This is a genomic window from Streptomyces sp. CY-1 (assembly GCF_047218265.1).
GTDB lineage: Bacteria > Actinomycetota > Actinomycetes > Streptomycetales > Streptomycetaceae > Streptomyces > Streptomyces niphimycinicus.
Window position 1 is genome coordinate 6678384 of sequence record NZ_CP178393.1, and the last position, 17444, is coordinate 6695827.

The window sequence follows — 17444 nt, forward strand, 5'->3', positions numbered from 1 at the left end:
ACGGCCCCACGACCGATCGCCCGCTGACCGACGGCCCCACCGCGGCGCCGATGCCTTTCATACGGTCCGCCTTCGCGCGCGGTATCGCCACCCTCACCCTGGACTCGCCGCACAACCGCAACGCCCTCTCGACGCGCCTGGTCACCGAGTTGCGCGAGGCGCTGGCGGCGGCCGGGCGGGACGACCGCGTCCGGGCGGTGCTGCTCACCCACACCGGCACCACCTTCTGCGCGGGCGCGGATCTGAGCGAACCGCCCTCGGCGTCCGGTGCGGCCGCACTGGTGGCGCTGTTGCGGTCGATCGTGGAGCTGCCCAAGCCGGTCGTCGCACGCGTCACCGGACATGTGCGGGCCGGTGGGCTCGGGCTGCTCGGAGCCTGCGACATCTCGGCGGCCGGGCGCGGTGCCAGCTTCGCCTTCACCGAGGCGCGGCTCGGCCTCGCCCCGGCCGTCATCTCGATGCCGCTGCTGCCCCGGCTGGACCGCCGCGCGGCGGCCCGCTACTACCTCACGGGCGAGCGGTTCGACGCCGCCGAGGCGGCCCGGATCGGGCTGGTGACGATGGCGGACCCGGAGGGCGACGCGGAAGAAGCGCTGGCGCCCGTCCTCGACGGGCTGCGCCGGGGCTCCCCGCAGGGCCTCGCCGAGTCCAAGCGGCTGGTGACCGCCGATGTGCTGCGCGCCTTCGACCGGGACGGCGAACCGCTGGCCGCGCTGTCGGCCCGGCTCTTCGCCTCGGAGGAGGCCCGGGAGGGCATGACGGCCTTCCTGGAGCGGCGTGAGCCGGTGTGGGTGCGGGAGACGGCGGCCGACGCGGGGGCGGATGCTCAGGCCGCGGGGGACGCGGGAGCCACGGCCGACGTAGCGCCGGACGATCGGGCCGCGGGGGACGCTCAGGCCACGCCGGACGCCGGGGCCGCAGGAGCGTCCCGATGACCCCCCGTACGGCATTGCGCGACCCCAAGCAGGACCGCAGCCGCGCGACCCGCAGACGGCTGCTGGAGGCCGCCGTGGCCTGCCTCGCCGAGCGCGGCTGGGCAGGGTCCACGGTCGCGGTGGTGGCCGAGCGGGCCGGGGTGTCGCGGGGCGCGGCCCAGCACCACTTCCCGACCCGGGAGGACCTCTTCACGGCCGCCGTCGAGCATGTGGCCGAGGAGCGCTCGGCCGAGCTGCGCGCCCTCCCCGCCCCGCATGGGGAGGGCCGCGTCCACACGGTGGTCGAGGCGCTGGTCGCCCTCTACACCGGCCCGCTCTTCCGGGCCGCCCTCCAACTGTGGGTGGCGGCCTCGTACGAGGAGCAGCTCGGCGCCCGGGTGACCGCCCTGGAGGCGAAGATCGGCCGTGAGACCCATCGGATGGCGGTGGAACTGCTGGGCGCCGACGAGTCGGTGCCGGGCGTCCGGGAGGCCGTCCAGGGCCTGCTCGACATGGGACGCGGCCTGGGCCTGGCCAACCTCCTGACGGACGACGGCCACCGCCGGGAGCGGGTGGTGGCCCAGTGGTCGCGGATCCTGGAGGCGATCCTCACCTAGCCGTCGGCCGCCCGGACCGGACTACCGCTTGGTGTCCCCGTACCCGTCGACCTCGTGCGGGCCGCGGGTGCCGGGGCCGACGTACCGGGCCGACGGCCGCACCAGCCGGCCGGTCCGCTTCTGCTCCAGGATGTGCGCGCTCCAGCCCGCCGTGCGGGCGCAGGTGAACATCGAGGTGAACATGGGCGCCGGCACCTCGGCGAAGTCCAGCACGATGGCCGCCCAGAACTCCACGTTCGTGGCCAGCACCCGGTCCGGCCGCCGGTTGTGCAGCTCGTCCAGGGCGGCCCGCTCCAGCGCCTCGGCGACCTCGAAGCGCGGTGCGCCCAGCTCCTTCGCGGTGCGCCGCAGCACCCGCGCCCGCGGGTCCTCGGCGCGGTAGACGCGGTGGCCGAAGCCCATCAGCCGCTCGCCCCGGTCGAGGGCCTGCCGGACATAGCCGGTGGCGTCCCCGGTGCGCTCGATCTCCTCGATCATGCCGAGCACCCGGGAGGGCGCGCCGCCGTGCAGCGGCCCCGACATGGCGCCCACCGCGCCGGAGAGCGCGGCGGCGACATCGGCGCCGGTGGAGGCGATGACGCGGGCGGTGAAGGTGGAGGCGTTCATCCCGTGCTCGGCGGCCGAGGTCCAGTACGCGTCCACGGCGGCGACATGCTTGGGGTCCGGCTCACCGCGCCAGCGCCGCATGAAGCGCTCCACGATGGTCCCGGCCTTGTCGATCTCCCGCTGCGGCACCATCGGCTTCCCCTGGCCGCGGGCCGACTGGGCGACGTAGGACAGCGCCATCACGGCCGCGCGCGCCAGGTCCTCACGGGCCTGCTCCGCGTCGATGTCCAGCAGCGGTTTGAGGCCCCAGACGGGCGCGAGCATGGCCAGCGCGGACTGGACGTCGACCCGGACGTCCCCGGAGTGGACCGGGATGGGGAACGGCTCGGCGGCCGGCAGCCCCGGGTTGAAGGCACCGTCGACCAGCAGACCCCACACGTTCCCGAAGGAGACATGGCCCACCAGGTCCTCGATGTCCACGCCTCGGTAGCGCAGCGCGCCGCCTTCCTTGTCGGGTTCGGCGATCTCCGTCTCGAACGCGACGACTCCTTCGAGTCCGGGTACGAAGTCGGACATCAGGCGGCTCCTCATGCTGCGGACGACGGCGGTGCCGGAACGGTTACGCGGCCGCCTGACACGGCTCGCGGTCCGTACCGGTCACTCCGGTGATGTGCCCCGTGCGGGTAGTGGTCACCCAACCGCGGCGGGGAGTGACCTCCGGAACACGGGGGGTGGTGCCTGCCAGGCGCCCACAGGCGCATGGTCAGCCTCAGTCTGGTGCGTGCGCCCGCCACGGGGAAGCGTGAGAAGCCGCACACGCGGTGCGCGTCGCGGGAGGGTTACGGGGCGGTACGGCGGGGGAGGGAGATCGCTCTTCCGGGGCAGCCCGTGCGAAGGACCGATGATGTTGCAAGATATGCCCGTGCCTCACGTTGACTCGGAGCCCTCGGCTTCCTCCGCGCGTACGTACGACCCGGCCGCCATGCGCGAGCACTACCGCGCGGCCGGCTTCGACGAGGCGGAGCTCGCGGGCGATCCGTTCCGGCAGTTCACCCGGTGGTTCGAGGACGCGGTCGGCAGCGGGCTCTTCGAACCGAACGCCATGATCGTCTCGACGGCCGACGCGGCGGGCCGCCCCAGCTCCCGCACCGTCCTGATGAAGAGCTTCGACGAGCGCGGCTTCGTCTTCTACACCAACTACGGCTCCCGCAAGGGCCGCGAGCTGGGCGAGAACCCGCATATCGCACTGCTCTTCCCCTGGCACCCCATCGCCCGGCAGGTGATCGTCACGGGCACCGCGCGGCGCACCGGGCGGGACGAGACGGCGGCGTACTTCCGGACCCGGCCGCACGGCTCGCAGCTCGGGGCGTGGGCGAGCACGCAGTCCTCGGTGGTGGGCTCGCGGGAGGAGCTGGACCGCTCGTACGAGGAGCTGGCGGACCGCTATCCGCCGGGGGAGCAGGTGCCGGTGCCGCCGGAGTGGGGCGGGTTCCGGGTGGTGCCGGAGGCGGTGGAGTTCTGGCAGGGCCGGGAGAACCGGCTGCACGACCGGCTGCGGTATGTGCGGCCGGCCGATGAGGAGGGCTGGCGGGTGGAGCGGCTGTACCCCTGAGGTACGCGACCGGGTGAGCCCTGGCCCGTGAAGGGCCGCCTGTGAGGGGCCGCTTGTGAGGGGCCCCGAAAACGCGGACAACCCGCGGGTCTTTACCCCTGACGCCCTGAGGCGGAAGGGGGCCGGTCGGACGTACCGGCGACCCGCGGGTCGGGTGACTGCATGGGATTGGCCGGCTGCGCACCTCTTTCGTGCGCCAGTCCGGCGATGCGCAGAGCGCGACGACGGACTGCTAGCCCGCAGTCACCTCACGCGTCCGGATTTCATACATCTGCCGAACCACCTCCCTTCTCGTGTACCGCAAGCCTAAGAACCGCCTCCTGCCACACACAAGCGAATTTCCGTGTGGCAACGATTTCGACGAATGCGGTGTGGCGCGTGTCACGTTCGAGTTCAATGTCCGACGTGCCCCACAACAGACAGCCACGTCGAGCAAGGGGTGTCAGGTGAGCGCTTCACCACGTTCCGAACCCGCAGGGCCGGCGCGTTCCGCCCGATCTCCGCGGGGGGTCCCCGGACAGGCGGCCGCCGCCGCGTCGGCGTCCGTCCGGCCCGAGTGCCCGGACGGGCCCGAGCGGCCCGACTCCGAACTGCTCGCCGCGCTGCTCGACGGGATGGACGCCGCCCTGTGCGCGTTCGACGCCGACGGCACGGTGACCCACTGGAACCACGAGGCCGAGCGCATCCTCGGCTGGACGGCGGCGGAGGCGGTCGGCCGTAAGGGGCTGGGCGGCTGGGCCGCCCGCCCGGGGGACGCGCGGGACGTCGACGCGCGCCTTACGGAGGCCATGGGCGCCGCGGGACGCCGGGTGCACGAGTTCGCGCTGCTGACCAAGGACGGCGGCCGGGTCCTGGTCCGTACGCAGTCCTCTGCGGTGGCGGGCGCGGACGGCCGCCCGGCCGGGGTGTACTGCGCCTTCAGCGAGGTGCATGCGCAGGTCGACCTGGAGCGGTCGATCGCGCTGAGCGAGGCGCTGCTGGAGGACGCGTCGTGGAACGTGGTCCTGGTCGACGCGGATCTGCGGGTGGCCGTCGTCAACGCCAGCGCGGCGGGCGCGCTGCGCACGGCCCGTAAGGCCGCGCCCGGCCGGCCGCTGGGCGACTTCCTGGACCAGGGCGTCGAGGAGGCGGAGGCCGCGCTCCAGCACGTCCTGGCGGAGGGCGCGCCCCCGGCGCCCACCGAGCTGTGGGTGACGCTGCGGGACGCCGACGCCGCGGACGGCTTCGAGGGCGCGGACAGTGTGCGCTACGAACTGCTCGACGACGAGGCGGTGCGCGGCGAGGGCGTCGACCGCGGCGAGGCCGGTGCGGCGGCCCGGCGCCGCTGCTGGCGCAGCGGCTTCCTCCGGCTGGCCTCACCGCTCACCGAGGAGCCGACGCCGCTCGGCGTGGCCTGGATCTTCCAGGATGTGACGGAGGCGAAGGGGCAGGAGCAGGAGAGCGCCCGGATGCGCTTCCGGGGCAACCAACTGCACCGGGCGGCGCGGGCGGCGGCCGAATGCGAGGACCCGATGGAGGCGGCCTCGGTCCATCTGGACTTCGCGCTGGCGGGCTTCGCCGATCACGCCCTGATCGACCTGGTCCTGGACCCGCCGCCGGGCGCTTCGGCGGACCGGGTCCGCCTCGTCCGGGCCGCGGCCACCCCCGTCGGCGCCCCCGGCCCCTGCCCGCCCGTCGTCCCCGGGGGCATCCCGCTGGGCTACCCGGAGGGCCATCCGGCGCTCCAGGCGGTGGACCGCTGCGGTTCGGTACGGGCGAGCACGAGACGCTCGGACGAGCCCGCGGCGGCCCAGTGGGCGGTGGCCCGCAAATGGCCGGAGGGCACGGTGCACGGCCTGTGCGCGGTGCTGCGCAGCCGCGGCCGCACCCTAGGCGTGGTCACCTTCCTGCGCACGTCCAGCCGCCGGGCCTTCGACCGCACGGACGCGGCGTACGCGGAGGACGTCGCGGCCCGCGTCGCGGCCTCGGTAGACCTGACCCTGAGCCACCGCTGACGTCCCGGGCGGCTGACGTTCCGGGCGGCTGACGCCCTGGGCCGGTGACGCCCCAGGCCGGTGACGCCCCGACCCGTGAAGCCCCGGGCCGAGGGGCGCCGCGGGCCGGTGACGTCTCGGGCCGAGGGGCGCCGCGCATCCGCCGCCCGCGCCCAATCCAGCCCCTCCGGCGCTTGCGGCCAATCCAGCCTCTCCGGTGTTTGAGGAGCGGGGTCCAGGGGCGGAGCCCCAGCCGGGGCCCGGGGCCGCTCCAGGGGTTCGCTTCAGCCTCTCCGGTATTTGAGGTGGGGGGCCGGGGGCGGTGCCCTGGCTGGGGTCCGGGGCTGTCCCCCGGGGTTGGCTCGAGCCCCTTCGGCGTTTGAGGTGGGGGGCCGGGGGTGGTGCCCCGGCTGGGGTCCGGGGCTGTCCCCCGGGGTTGGCTCGAGCCCCTTCGGCGTTTGAGGTGCGGGGTCCGGGGCGGTGCCCCGGCTGGGGTATGGGGCACCGCCCCCAGGGTTCGCTCCAGCCCCTCCGGCGTTTGAGGAGCGGGGTGCAGGGGCGGAGCCCCGGCCGGGGGCCGGGGCCGCCCCCGGGATTCGGGAAGGGGCGGGGTGGGGGAAGCCACCCCCGCTGCGCGCTCACCGGCGGGGACCACCCCGCAAAGGCCCCCGGCGAGGGTCTTACCGCCGGTAGAAGATCCGATCCCCGTACTCGGTCATCACCTTGCGGTTCCACTCATGCCCACCATCCACGTTCCCCGACCTCAGCATGGGCGGCTCGACCCCCCGCTCGGCCAGTTCCGCGACCCCAGCGGCCACCATGGATTGCATGATCGCGCTCGTCACGACCGTGGACGCGGGGGCGAAGGGCGCGCCGACGCCGTCCACCGTGAGTTCCGCGTCCCCGATCGCGATCTTGTTGTCGATGACCAGATCGCACTGGTCCTTGAGGAAGCCACCGGAGGAGTTGCGCGAGGTCGTGCCCGTCGCGTAGCCGACCGAGGTCACCCCGATCACCCTGACACCGCGCTCCCGGGCGCTCATCGCCATCTCCACGGGCAGGGCGTTGCGCCCGGACAGCGAGATCACGATCAGCAGGTCCCCGGACCGGAGCGGACTGCTGTCGAGGACGGTCGTGGCGAGCCCGTCCACGCGTTCCAGCGCGCTGCCGAGGGTGGCGGGGATGACGTCCACGCCCACCACCCCCGGCACCGGCAGCAGATTCATCAGCGCGAGCCCGCCCGCGCGGTAGACGACGTCCTGCGCGGGCAGGGAGGAGTGCCCGGCACCGAACGCGAAGAGGCGGCCGCCCGCGGCGACGGTATCGGCGATCAGCGTGCCCGCCGCGGCGATATGCTCGCCCTCCTCGTCCCGCACCTGCCGCAGCAGGCCGATGGCCGCGTCGAAGAATTGCCCGGCCGGTTTGGACTCGTTCATCAACGCGTCGCCTTCCCTGTGGGGGTTTCCGATCATGACGCTGTCAATAGCAGCCCGGTCCCTTGCGGCGGAAGAGGCCGTCTCGGCCCCGTTGTCGGCGGGATGCGTCAGAATTGGCTGAGGGCCACCGCACGACACTTCGAGGGGCACGCATGTCCGGACTGATCGACACCACGGAGATGTATCTCCGCACCATCCTCGAGCTCGAGGAGGAGGGCGTGGTCCCCATGCGCGCCCGGATCGCGGAGCGGCTCGAGCAGAGCGGCCCGACGGTCAGCCAGACGGTGGCGCGAATGGAGCGTGACGGGCTGGTCACGGTCGCGGGCGACCGTCATCTGGAGCTGACCGAGGAGGGCCGCCGGCTGGCCACGCGGGTGATGCGCAAGCACCGCCTCGCCGAATGCCTGCTCGTCGATGTGATCGGGCTGGAGTGGGAGCAGGTCCACGCCGAGGCGTGCCGCTGGGAGCATGTGATGAGCGAGGCGGTGGAGCGGCGGGTGCTGGAGCTGCTCCGCCATCCGACAGAGTCGCCTTACGGCAACCCGATTCCGGGCCTGGAGGAGCTGGGCGAGAAGGCCGAGGCCGATCCGTTCCTGGACGAGTCCATGGTGAGCCTGCGTGAGCTGGAGCCCGGCTCGGAGGGCAAGACGGTGGTGGTGCGCCGCATCGGCGAGCCCATCCAGGCCGACGCCCAGGTGATGTACACGCTGCGGCGGGCCGGGGTGCAGCCGGGCTCCGTGGTGAGCGTCACGGAGTCGCCGGGCGGGGTGCTGGTCGGCAGCAGCGGTGAGGCGGCGGAGCTGGAGGCGGAGATCGCCTCGCATGTCTTCGTGGCCAAGCGCTGACCCTGGCCTTCTCGTGGCCAAGCGTTGCCTGCGGTCTTCCTGGCCAGGCGCCGGCCCCGGTTCGTAGCCACGCGCTGACCCCGGCCGGGTGCTAGCGCGAGCTTCCCGCGTCCCGGCTCCCGACTCCCTGCGCTGTTCCCGACCCTGAATCCCCGACTCCTGCCCTGGCCCCCGGGCGCCCGGCGGCCCAACGCCGCCCGTATACACCCCCGCACAACCTCACGCGCTTCGACACGCTGACCGATACACCCCGTTCAGTCGATTCGGCCGTCACGACCTGCGACGACGGATTTTCCCGAAACCGGAGTCGACAGAAACCGAGCGGGCGGGGCCGACGCGTGCGACGCTGTCGCTGACGCGCAGGCCGTCAGGGGAGGGGGCCGCGGTGGGCCCGAGAGGCTGTGCCGCCGAGGGGGAGTTCTTCAGCGAGGGCCCCGGTGCCGTCAGGTGCCGGGGCCCCGCTTCCCCATGTCCCCCCGCTGGACCCCGGGTCGCACGGACCGCGCGAACGCGGCCGGTGCGACCCGGAGCCCTGGTGACCCGGAGCCCCGAGCTCTCAGGGTCGTCCCCCGCGGACTCCCTTCCCCGAGCAGTCCGCCTCCCGCTAGCTGTCTCCCCATGGCACAGACGATCAATCCCTGACGGTGGTCACTCGAACGAGGGGTGTTGGGCGTAACAGCACCGTGTTCGAATATGAGTTCGATACTGTGAGGGTGTTCGAGAGAGGGCTGGAGGTGCCAGACCACATGGTGCGACGCATCGAGGTGAGCGGGACCGGCGGCGTGCGGCTCGCCGCCTGGGAGTTCACCGATCCGCCCAAGGCAGGTGCCGGCAGCGAGGGAGCGCGGGGCCCCGGAGTGCTGTTGCTCCATGGGCTGCTGGGCCGTGCGGCCCACTGGGCGGAGACGGCCCGCTGGCTCTCCACCCGCCATCGGGCGGTCGCCCTCGACCAGCGCGGCCATGGCCGCAGCGACAAGCCGGCCGAGGGGCCCTTCGACCGCTCCACCTATGTGGACGACGCCGAGGCGGCCGTGGAGCAGCTCGGCCTCGGCCCCGTGACCCTGATCGGCCATGCCATGGGCGCCCTCACCGCCTGGCAGCTCGCGGCCCGCCGCCCCGATCTGGTCCGGGCGCTGGTCATCTGCGATATGCGTGCCTCGGCCCTCGGCGCCGCCTCGCAGCGCGAGTGGGCCGAGTGGTTCCGCTCCTGGCCGGTGCCGTTCGCGACCCTCGCCGATGTGCGCAGGTGGTTCGGCGAGGACGATCCGACGCTGGAGCGGCCGAATCCGGCCCGGGGCGATTTCTTCGCCGAGGTCATGGCCGAGCGTTCGGACGGCTGGCGCCCGGCCTTCTCCTGCCGCCAGATGCTGAAGGCCCGTGAGACCTGGGTCCAGGACGCCCATTGGGAAGAGCTGGCCCTGGTCGAGTGCCCCACCCTGGTCGTCCGCGGGCTGGATGGCGAGCTGGGCCGTGCGGAGGCGCAGGAGATGGTCCGCGTCCTGCCGCGCGGGCAGTATGCGGAGGTGGTGGACGCGGGCCATCTGGTCCACTACGACCAGCCGGACGGCTGGCGCCGCGCCGTGGAGCCCTTCCTGGCCTCGGCTCTCCCCGTCTGATGCCGACGCGACTCCTGGCCTCGGCCCTCCCCGTCTGACTCCGGCGCGCCCCCCGGTTCAGAACGCCCAGGTGAACGGCTCGCCGCCGATCTCCGTCCACATGACCTCGACCTCCCTGGCCCGCGCGGGAATCAGGAAGGTGGTGCAGAGCAGATAGCTCTGCCCGTTCCTCCAGTCCTTGATCTCATCCGGGTCCGCGCAGCCCTTGGGCCGCCCGGTATCGCCCATGACCTTCGCTCCCCGCCGGCCGTCCGCGTACACCTCCGCGTAGTCCCCGACCCGTGGATACTGCCGCACGGTGGCCCCGCGCAGATGGGTGTACTTCACCTGGGCGACCGCGGGCACCAGGCCCTTGGCGTCGGCCGGGTCCGCCACCAGCGCCCTCGCCTCGTCCGCCGTGCCGATGTCGACCTTCTGCGCCGCGATCCGGTAGGTGGGCTCGACCCCGGTGTCCTCCTTGAACGCCCGCGTACCGGTCTGGCCCGGCCAGAACAAGCCACCCCCCGACCGCATCCCCACCGTCCGCGCCCCACCCCGATCTCCGTCGGCGGCCTCCGAGCGGGAAGTGTGCCGTGCGTTCTCGGATGTATCGCCCTTTTCCCCGAATGGTCCGCACGCGGTCAGGGCGAGAGCCAGCACGGCAACGGGCGCGCCGACCCGCAGCCATGTTGTCTTGGTCAGCGGCACGGTGGAACTCCAATGCGGGAACTGTCTCCGTCGCGTTCCGGTGTGATCCCTTGAACGCGACCGACGGTTCGTTGATCCTACGAGTCCTCTACTCCCTTGTAGCAATGGGGAATTGACCAGTAATGGACAGATGAAGGGAAGCACATGATCGGCGGCGACATCACGGATCCGGAACCGGGCAGGGACTGGGCGGCATTTCAGTACGAGATCTATCTGAACGGGATGACCGGCGCCGTTCCGCGGCTGCCCGCCGATCTGACCCGGCTCGAGGAACTGGCCGAGGCCCGGCTGGGGCCCGGGCCGGTGGGCTATGTCGCGGGCAGCGCGGGCAACGGCAGCACCGAGCGGGCCAACCGGGCGGCGCTGGAACGGCATCGGATCGTGCCGCGGATGCTCCGTGACGTACGGCGGCGGAATCTCTCGGTCGAGCTGCTGGGCACCAGGCTGCCCGCGCCGCTCGCGCTCGCGCCGATCGGCGTGCTGTCGATCATGCACCCGGACGCCGAGTGCGCGGCGGCGCGGGCCGCGGCGGCGCAGGGCGTGCCGTTCATCCTGTCCTCGGCGTCCAGTACGCCGATGGAGCGGGTGGCGGAGGCGATGGGGGACGGTGAGCGGTGGTTCCAGCTCTACTGGGGCAAGGACCGCGAGGTCACCAGGAGCTTTCTGGACCGGGCCAGGACGTGTGGTTTCACGGCCCTTGTGGTGACCCTCGACACCCCGCTGCTGGCCTGGCGGCCGCGCGATCTCGACCAGGCGTATCTGCCGTTTCTGCGCGGTGTGGGAACCGCCAACTACTTCACCGATCCGGCGTTCCGGGCCGGGCTCGCCAAGCCGGTCCACGAGGACCGGGACGCCGCGGTGCTGCACTTTGTGCAGATGTTCGGCGACCCCGGGAAGACCTGGGAGGACCTGGCGTTTCTGCGTGAGCAGTGGGACGGACCGATCGTGCTGAAGGGGGTGTTGCACCCCGACGACGCCCGGCGCGCGGAGGAGGCGGGGATGGACGGCGTGGTGGTGTCCAACCACGGCGGCCGCCAGGTGAGCGGCTCCATCGGGGCGGCCGACGCGCTGCCGGGGGTGGTGGCGGCGGTCGGCGACCGGCTCGCGGTGCTCTTCGACAGCGGGGTGCGCACCGGTGACGATGTGTTCAAGGCGCTCGCCCTCGGCGCCCGCGCGGTGCTGCTGGGGCGGCCGTACGCGTATGGGCTGGGGCTGGACGGGCAGCCGGGGGTGGAGCATGTGATCCGCTCCCTGCTGGCCGAGTTCGAGCTGACGATGGCGCTGTCGGGCCACCCGGATGCGGCGCGGCTCACTCCGGACGCGCTCGGCTGACGCTCGGTCGACAATTCCCTTCGGCTTTCAACTTGTTGTCAGATGCACCGGTACACCGGCGACTCGCCGTGGGGCCGTGGAGGCTTTACCGGGTCATGAGCTTCCGGATTGCCGGGTGCTACGCTCTTCGGCGCGAAGTGAATTAATCGATCATGCAGTGAATTAACCGATCACGGGGGGTGGTTGCGTGAAGATCCAACGTAAAGCCTCGATGGTCGTGCTTGCGGCGACGCTGATGCTGGGCGGTTCCGTGGCCCTGGCGCCATCGGCGTCGGCGGTGGGGTCATCGGCGTGTCAGTTCAATTCCCCGGATGTCAATTTCAAGGTCTCCACCAGTGGGGCTCGATTCCGTACCGGACCGGGAAAGCGGTACCGCGCTATAGGGACGCTTTACCGGGGGGATTCCTTCCGGTACTTCTGCCGCACCCGGGGCTTCGAGAAGAGCTGGTCCTACGGAAAGATCCTCAAGCGGACGACGACCGGAATCCGACCCGGGACCAGAGGCTGGGTGTACAGCAAGTACCTCGACTAGCCGGAACGTTACGGCAGTTGAGGTGCGGGCGGTTCGTGCGACACCAGAACGCGGCGGCGGGGCCGGGGTGAGTCCCCGGCCCCGCCGCACCGCGATGTGTGCCCGGGGCTCACCCCTTGCTGACCGCCGCCAGGATCTCCGGCAGCCGCGCCGCGACCCGCGGTGCCGCCATGCGCAGGCCGGTCTCCGCTATGGCCGCGCCGTACACCGCGCCCAGCGGGAACACCACCCACAGCCAGCCGTGCGCCCCGGAGACATGCAGCCAGATCGTCAGGCCCAGCACCGGCGCGCACAGTACGGAGCCCACGACCATCCCGACCAGGAGGCTGATCCAGGCGATCCCCGCCTGCCCCGGGGCGACGTTCTTGTGGCCGCTGTCCTGCGGAATCGAGTACGGGGCCAGCACGGAGGCCAGGGCGCCGGTCGCCAGCATCGAGCCGAGCAGCGCCAGGGCGATCCCGAGCGCCTCGGGAGCGGCCGACCAGTTCTTCAGGACGGCGGCGGAGCCGAGCACCGCCACCGCCATGTACGGCACCGCCACCAGGAGAAGCGCCAGCGTGCGGCCGCGCAGCTCCAGATAGGCGTCGCGGGGCGAGGAGATCGTCTGCGCGACCATCCAGAAGGCGGAGGAGTCCTGGCCGAACTGGTTGTACATCAGCATGCCGAGCATGCCCGACGCCCAGCAGGACCAGTAGACCGAGCCATTGTCCTGGACGGCCGTGACAAAGGGCAGCAGCAGACCGACACCCAGCGAGGTGACCCAGGCCGACTTGGTCTTCGGATCCCGTACGGCATAGCGCAGCGTCCGCAGCAGCACCGTGCCGCTGCGGCCGGCGGGCAGCAGCCGGGCGAACGGGCCCGAGGAGTCCGGGGTGTCGGCCGCGCCGGGGCCGCGCCGCTCGCGCGGCGCCGCCGCCTCGAGCGTCGAGGCGTCCGGGGTGGTCATCAGGTGGGTGAGGGTGCTCCGCCACCACCACATCAGCCCCGCCAGCGCGGCCATGGTCAGCGCGAACTGGGCGGCCGCGACCCCGTAGGCGCCGTCGCTGACGCTCTGGACGGCGTCGACCGCCGCCGCGGGCGGCACCCAGCGCAGCACCCGCGCGACCGGTTCCAGCACGGCCAGGCCGTTCTCACCGCTGAGCTGCTGGGCCCCGATGTTCACGAACTGCGCGCCGATCGCCACGAACAGGCCGCTGAGCACCGCCAGGTCGCGGCCCTTACGGCTGGTGAGAAGGCGGGTGTTGGCCGTGGCGACGGCGCGGGCCAGCGCCACGCACACCAGCACCGTCAGCACCACGGCCACCACTGCCGCCACCGCGGCCGCCGCCCCGTGCGCGACGGCGATGGCCGAACCGGCCGCCAGGGTCAGGGCGAACACCGGGCCGATGCCGACCAGTGAGGACACCAGCAGTGCGGTGATCAGCGAGCGTGGCCGCAGCGGCAGCATCACCAGCCGGGTCGGGTCGAGGGTTTCGTCGCCGCCCGGGAAGAACAGCGGCATCACCGCCCAGCCGAGGGCGAGTACCGCCGTCAGCAGTGTGACCAGCGCGTCGACGTGGTTCGTGTCGCGCAGCAGCACCAGGCCGAGCAGTTGCGACACGGCGAACAGCATCGCCAGCACCAGCGAGGTGATGTACGCGGCCCGCCGGCCGCCGGACTGGCGCAGCCCGTTGCGCAGCAGCGCCAGCTTCAGGGAGATGAAGACGCGGGTGGGGGAGACGGTGGGGACGGCGGGCGGCACGGGCGCGGCGGTGCCGAGCGGGCCCTTGGCGTCGAGCGGGTCGGTGAGCGTCATCGGGCGCCGCCGCCCAGCCAGTCGAGGCTCTGGCCCGCCTCGCGCCCGCCCGCGCCGACGAGTTCCAGGAAGGCGTTCTGAAGGGAGGGTGCGTCGCCCCGCACCTCGGCCAGCGGGCCATGGGCCCGGATCCGCCCCTTCGCGATCACCGCCACCCAGTCGCACAGCGACTCCACCAGCTCCATGACATGGCTGGAGAAGACGACGGTGGCGCCGGAGTTGGTGTAGCGCTCCAGGACGCCGCGGATGGTCTGGGCGGAGACCGGGTCGACCCCCTCGAAGGGCTCGTCGAGGAAGAGGACTTCCGGGTTGTGGAGCAGCGCGGCGGCCAGCCCGATCTTCTTCCGCATACCGGTGGAGTAGTCGATGACCAGCTTGTTCTGGGAGCCCGCGAGATCCAGGACGTCCAGGAGCTGGGTGGCGCGCTTGTCGACCTCTTCACCGGGCAGCCCGCGCAGCCGCCCGGTGTAGGTGAGCAGCTCCCGGCCGGAGAGCCGCTCGAACATCCGCAGCCCCTCCGGCAGCACCCCGATCCGCGCCTTGATCTCGACCGGGTCCCGCCAGACGTCGTGCCCGCCGATCTCCACGGTCCCCGAGTCGGGGCGCAGCAGGCCGGTGATCATCGAAAGCGTGGTGGTCTTACCGGCTCCATTGGGCCCGACGAGGCCGATGAACTGCCCGGCGGGCAGCTCCAGATCGATCCCCGCGACCGCGATCTGCTCTCCGTAGCGCTTCCACAGGCCGCTCACCCGCACGGCGGCGGCCCTGGTCGACTGTGTGCTGGCTGCTGTTTGCTCCTGCGGCACCGGCTTCCCCCGTCTTCCTATGGGACGACTCACGCGGGGGCTGGTCGTGGCGCCCCCGCCCGTCGCTCCACGATAGGTGCCGACCCGGGGAGTACTCCGGGGGGCGTCAGCGGTGCGGTGTGTCGCAGCGGTACGGGGTGCCAGGGGCGCGGTGCGTCAGGGGCCCGGGGGTGTCGGCGGTCCGGGGGTGGCCGGGGGTCCGGGGGCGTTCAGCGGCGCTCGCGGCCGCAGGCGTAGGCGAGGGCGCTCACCAGCTCCTGGGCGTCGGGCAGCCAGCGGTTGGCGGCGGTGGGCCGCCGGGCCCACTGGATCGGGCCGCGCAGGCCCACCCGGGTCGGCGGCGCGACCAGATAGTCGCCCTCGCCGCGCGCGGTCAGGTCGATCGCGTTCGGCGGCCAGCCCAGATTCCGCACCAGGTCGGGGACCTTGGCCGCGGCGCCCGGGAGGACGAAGAAGAGCATCCTGCGCCCGGGGGTGCAGGTGACCGGGCCCAGCTCGACCTGGCGGCGCTCCATCCGCGCGAGCGCCAGACAGCCCGCCGACTCCGGTACGTCGAGCGCGTCGAAGGTGCGGCCGGTGGGCAGCAGGATGGAGGCGCGCGGCGTCCTGGCCCACATGCGGCGGACCACGACCGCGCTGCCGGTGGCCTGGTTCACCCAGTCCCGGCCGGTCGGATGGGCGCCGGGGGCCGGGCAGTCGGCGCTTTTGCAGGAGCAGCGCTCCGCTCCGTCCACGGTCTCCAGCCAGGCGCCGGAGAGCACGTCCCAATGCCGCTCCTCGGCATATCGCACCGCCGCGTCGCGCAGCCGCTCCCCGCGCTGCTGAGGAATCTGCGCGGTTCCCGCGGGGAACCGCGATGGTCCTGTCACGTCCATGGTCTCTTCCACGCAAGGACAACTTCCGCCGTCAACAGGGGTTACGGCCGGACCCCCGCACGGGCGGGCCGCCGGGGGCCCGGGGTGCGCGAGGACGGCATGGCGGGGCGCATGGGTGCACAGTCGGGGGCGCGTATGGGGTTGCGGCTGTGTAAGCGGGTAACCACCATGCGTGACAGGCGTGCGAGTGTCCGGCGGCCATGCCGCGGCGCCAGGGGGAGGGCGTGCCCGGACTCGTATCGGCGCCGTGCGCGAACGATGCGGTCAATACGGGCAAGTTCCGCATTCGCCGTATACCTGCGATATCTGCGGGGCATCACTCAGCAACAGAGACGGATACGCCGAGAACGCAAGCAGTCACAGGGGGTAACGCCATGGCCGCTAGGCCGCTTGTGGCGCGGCAGCCGAACGAACGGCTGCAAGCGCTCATCCAGGAAGCCGGCTGTTCCAACGCCGGGTTGGCGCGCAGGGTCAATATGTGCGGCGCCGAGCACGGTCTCGATCTTCGGTACGACAAGACGTCGGTGGCCCGTTGGCTGCGTGGCCAGCAGCCCCGGGGCCGGGCGCCGGGCATCATCGCCGAGGCGCTCGGCCGCAAGCTGGGCCGTACGGTCACGATCGACGAGATCGGCATGGCCAACGGCAAGAACCTTGCCTCCGGGGTCGGTCTCCAGTTCTCGCCCACCGTCCTCGGCGCGATAGAGCAGGTCTGCGAGCTGTGGCGGAGCGATGTGGGGCGCCGCGACTTCCTCAGCGGTTCGACGGTCGCCGCCTCCGCGCTGGTCGAGCCCAGCCGCGACTGGCTGATCACCGGTGCGGACGCCCAGGTCGCGCGCACCGCGGGCGCCCGGGTGGGGCGTTCGGACGTCGCGGCGGTGCGGGCCACGACGGACGCCCTCGTCGATCTGGACCACCGCTACGGCAGCGGCCATGTGCGCCCCGTCGTCGTCCACTATCTGAACAGTGTGGTCTCCGGGCTGCTGGCCGGCTCGTACACCGAGGCGGTCGGCCGGGAACTCTTCGCGGCCGTCGCGCGGTTGACGGAGCTGGCGGGCTATATGGCGGTCGACACCGGGCAGTCCGGTCTCGCCCAGCGCTATTACATCCAGGCGCTGCGGCTCGCCCAGGCCGCCGGGGACCGGGGTTACGGCGGCTATGTGCTCGCCGCCAGCATGAGCCATCTCGCCGCCCAGCTCGGGAATCCCCGGGAGATCGCGCAGTTGGCGAAGGCCGCCCAGGAGGGGGCGCGCGGCCAGGTGCCGCCGCGCGCCGAATCGATGTTCCTGGCGGCCGAGGCGCGCGGCCACGCCCTGATGGGGGACGCACGGGCCTGCCAGGCCGCGGCCGGGCGCGCGCTGGACGCGTTGGAGCGGGCGGTGGGGAGCGGTTCGGGCTCTGTCACGGGTGACGACCCCACCTGGATCCGCCACTTCGACCACGCCTATCTCGCCGATGAGCTGGCCCACTGCCACCGGGACCTGGGCCAGGCCGAACAGGCCCGGCGGCGGGCCGAGGAGGCCCTGGAGGGGCTTCCGGAGGGGCGGGTGCGGCGGCGGGCGATCGGGTTGCTGCTGCTGGCCACCGCGCATGTGCAGCAGCGCGATGTGGAGCAGGCGTGCCATATCGGCGCCCAGGCGGTGGATCTGCTGGGCACGTTGCGGTCCAACCGGGGGGCGGAGTATCTGGACGACTTCCAGCAGCGGTTGGAGCCGTATCGGGACGAGCCGGTGGTGCGGGAGTTCGGGGCGCGGCTTCAGATGCAGGTCGCCTGAGGCTGTCGGCTGAGATTTCCGCCGGGCGCGGGGGCGTTGTGGGGCGTGGGAGTTATGGGGCGTGCGTCGCGTTGTGGCTGCTGGTG

At 72.6% G+C, this 17444-nt stretch carries 14 protein-coding genes and 1 pseudogene; 9 read left to right on the plus strand and 6 right to left on the minus strand.

Features of this window, described 5'->3' with window-relative positions; genetic code table 11:
* Positions 1-50 precede the first annotated feature (50 nt).
* Together ACK1X7_RS28745 and ACK1X7_RS28750 are read left to right on the plus strand one after the other, a co-directional pair.
* A pseudogene (locus tag ACK1X7_RS28745) lies at positions 51-797 on the plus strand (enoyl-CoA hydratase family protein); the annotation flags it as partial.
* Between the two features lie 134 nt (positions 798-931).
* Positions 932-1531: a TetR/AcrR family transcriptional regulator gene (locus ACK1X7_RS28750; RefSeq protein ID WP_385148435.1), complete on the plus strand. Its 600-nt coding sequence runs from the start codon at positions 932-934 to the stop codon at positions 1529-1531.
* 21 nt (positions 1532-1552) lie between these two features.
* On the opposite strand, the gene ACK1X7_RS28755 is transcribed toward ACK1X7_RS28750, so the two are convergent.
* Positions 1553-2653 (minus strand): citrate synthase 2, encoded by a 1101-nt coding sequence (locus ACK1X7_RS28755; RefSeq protein ID WP_361498613.1) that lies wholly within the window; start codon positions 2651-2653, stop codon positions 1553-1555.
* Between the two features lie 340 nt (positions 2654-2993).
* On the opposite strand from ACK1X7_RS28755, the gene pdxH reads away from it, so the two are divergent.
* Together pdxH and ACK1X7_RS28765 are read left to right on the plus strand one after the other, a co-directional pair.
* A complete protein-coding gene (pdxH, locus tag ACK1X7_RS28760) occupies positions 2994-3689 on the plus strand; it encodes a pyridoxamine 5'-phosphate oxidase (RefSeq protein ID WP_385148432.1) in 696 nt (231 codons plus the stop codon).
* A gap of 446 nt (positions 3690-4135) precedes the next feature.
* Positions 4136-5683, plus strand: a complete 1548-nt coding sequence (locus ACK1X7_RS28765) for a PAS domain-containing protein (RefSeq protein WP_390793096.1) — start codon at positions 4136-4138, stop codon at positions 5681-5683.
* Between the two features lie 659 nt (positions 5684-6342).
* Here ACK1X7_RS28765 and ACK1X7_RS28770 read toward each other — a convergent pair.
* Positions 6343-7098: an SIS domain-containing protein gene (locus ACK1X7_RS28770; protein WP_385148081.1), complete on the minus strand. Its 756-nt coding sequence runs from the start codon at positions 7096-7098 to the stop codon at positions 6343-6345.
* Positions 7099-7250: 152 nt separating this feature from the next.
* Here ACK1X7_RS28770 and ACK1X7_RS28775 point away from each other — a divergent pair, with 152 nt between their 5' ends.
* Both ACK1X7_RS28775 and ACK1X7_RS28780 read left to right on the plus strand, forming a co-directional pair.
* A complete protein-coding gene (locus tag ACK1X7_RS28775; RefSeq protein ID WP_020870546.1) occupies positions 7251-7943 on the plus strand; it encodes a metal-dependent transcriptional regulator in 693 nt (230 codons plus the stop codon).
* Positions 7944-8689: 746 nt separating this feature from the next.
* Complete coding sequence (locus tag ACK1X7_RS28780; RefSeq protein ID WP_390793095.1) at positions 8690-9559, plus strand: alpha/beta fold hydrolase; 870 nt, start codon at positions 8690-8692, stop codon at positions 9557-9559.
* A gap of 57 nt (positions 9560-9616) precedes the next feature.
* On the opposite strand, the gene ACK1X7_RS28785 is transcribed toward ACK1X7_RS28780, so the two are convergent.
* On the minus strand, positions 9617-10054 hold the full coding sequence (locus ACK1X7_RS28785) for a hypothetical protein (RefSeq protein ID WP_385148087.1): 438 nt from the start codon (positions 10052-10054) through the stop codon (positions 9617-9619).
* A gap of 336 nt (positions 10055-10390) precedes the next feature.
* On the opposite strand from ACK1X7_RS28785, the gene ACK1X7_RS28790 reads away from it, so the two are divergent.
* Both ACK1X7_RS28790 and ACK1X7_RS28795 read left to right on the plus strand, forming a co-directional pair.
* Entirely contained in the window at positions 10391-11578 is a 1188-nt protein-coding gene (locus ACK1X7_RS28790; protein WP_385148090.1) for a lactate 2-monooxygenase, read from the plus strand.
* Positions 11579-11813: 235 nt separating this feature from the next.
* Positions 11814-12110 carry an SH3 domain-containing protein gene (locus ACK1X7_RS28795; RefSeq protein ID WP_385148130.1) on the plus strand — a complete coding sequence of 99 codons (297 nt, stop codon included), beginning with the start codon at positions 11814-11816 and terminating at the stop codon, positions 12108-12110.
* A gap of 109 nt (positions 12111-12219) precedes the next feature.
* On the opposite strand, the gene ACK1X7_RS28800 is transcribed toward ACK1X7_RS28795, so the two are convergent.
* The 3 genes from ACK1X7_RS28800 to ACK1X7_RS28810 form a co-directional block, all read right to left on the minus strand.
* A complete protein-coding gene (locus tag ACK1X7_RS28800) occupies positions 12220-13905 on the minus strand; it encodes a transporter (RefSeq protein WP_385148094.1) in 1686 nt (561 codons plus the stop codon).
* Positions 13902-14711: an ABC transporter ATP-binding protein gene (locus tag ACK1X7_RS28805; RefSeq protein ID WP_361499429.1), complete on the minus strand. Its 810-nt coding sequence runs from the start codon at positions 14709-14711 to the stop codon at positions 13902-13904. Before ACK1X7_RS28805 ends, ACK1X7_RS28800 begins: the two co-directional genes overlap by 4 nt.
* A 209-nt stretch (positions 14712-14920) precedes the next feature.
* Positions 14921-15586 carry a bifunctional DNA primase/polymerase gene (locus ACK1X7_RS28810; RefSeq protein WP_385148097.1) on the minus strand — a complete coding sequence of 222 codons (666 nt, stop codon included), beginning with the start codon at positions 15584-15586 and terminating at the stop codon, positions 14921-14923.
* Positions 15587-15960: 374 nt separating this feature from the next.
* Between ACK1X7_RS28810 and ACK1X7_RS28815 the strand changes: the two genes are divergently transcribed.
* Complete coding sequence (locus tag ACK1X7_RS28815; protein WP_385148100.1) at positions 15961-17358, plus strand: transcriptional regulator; 1398 nt, start codon at positions 15961-15963, stop codon at positions 17356-17358.
* Positions 17359-17444: the final 86 nt, after the last annotated feature.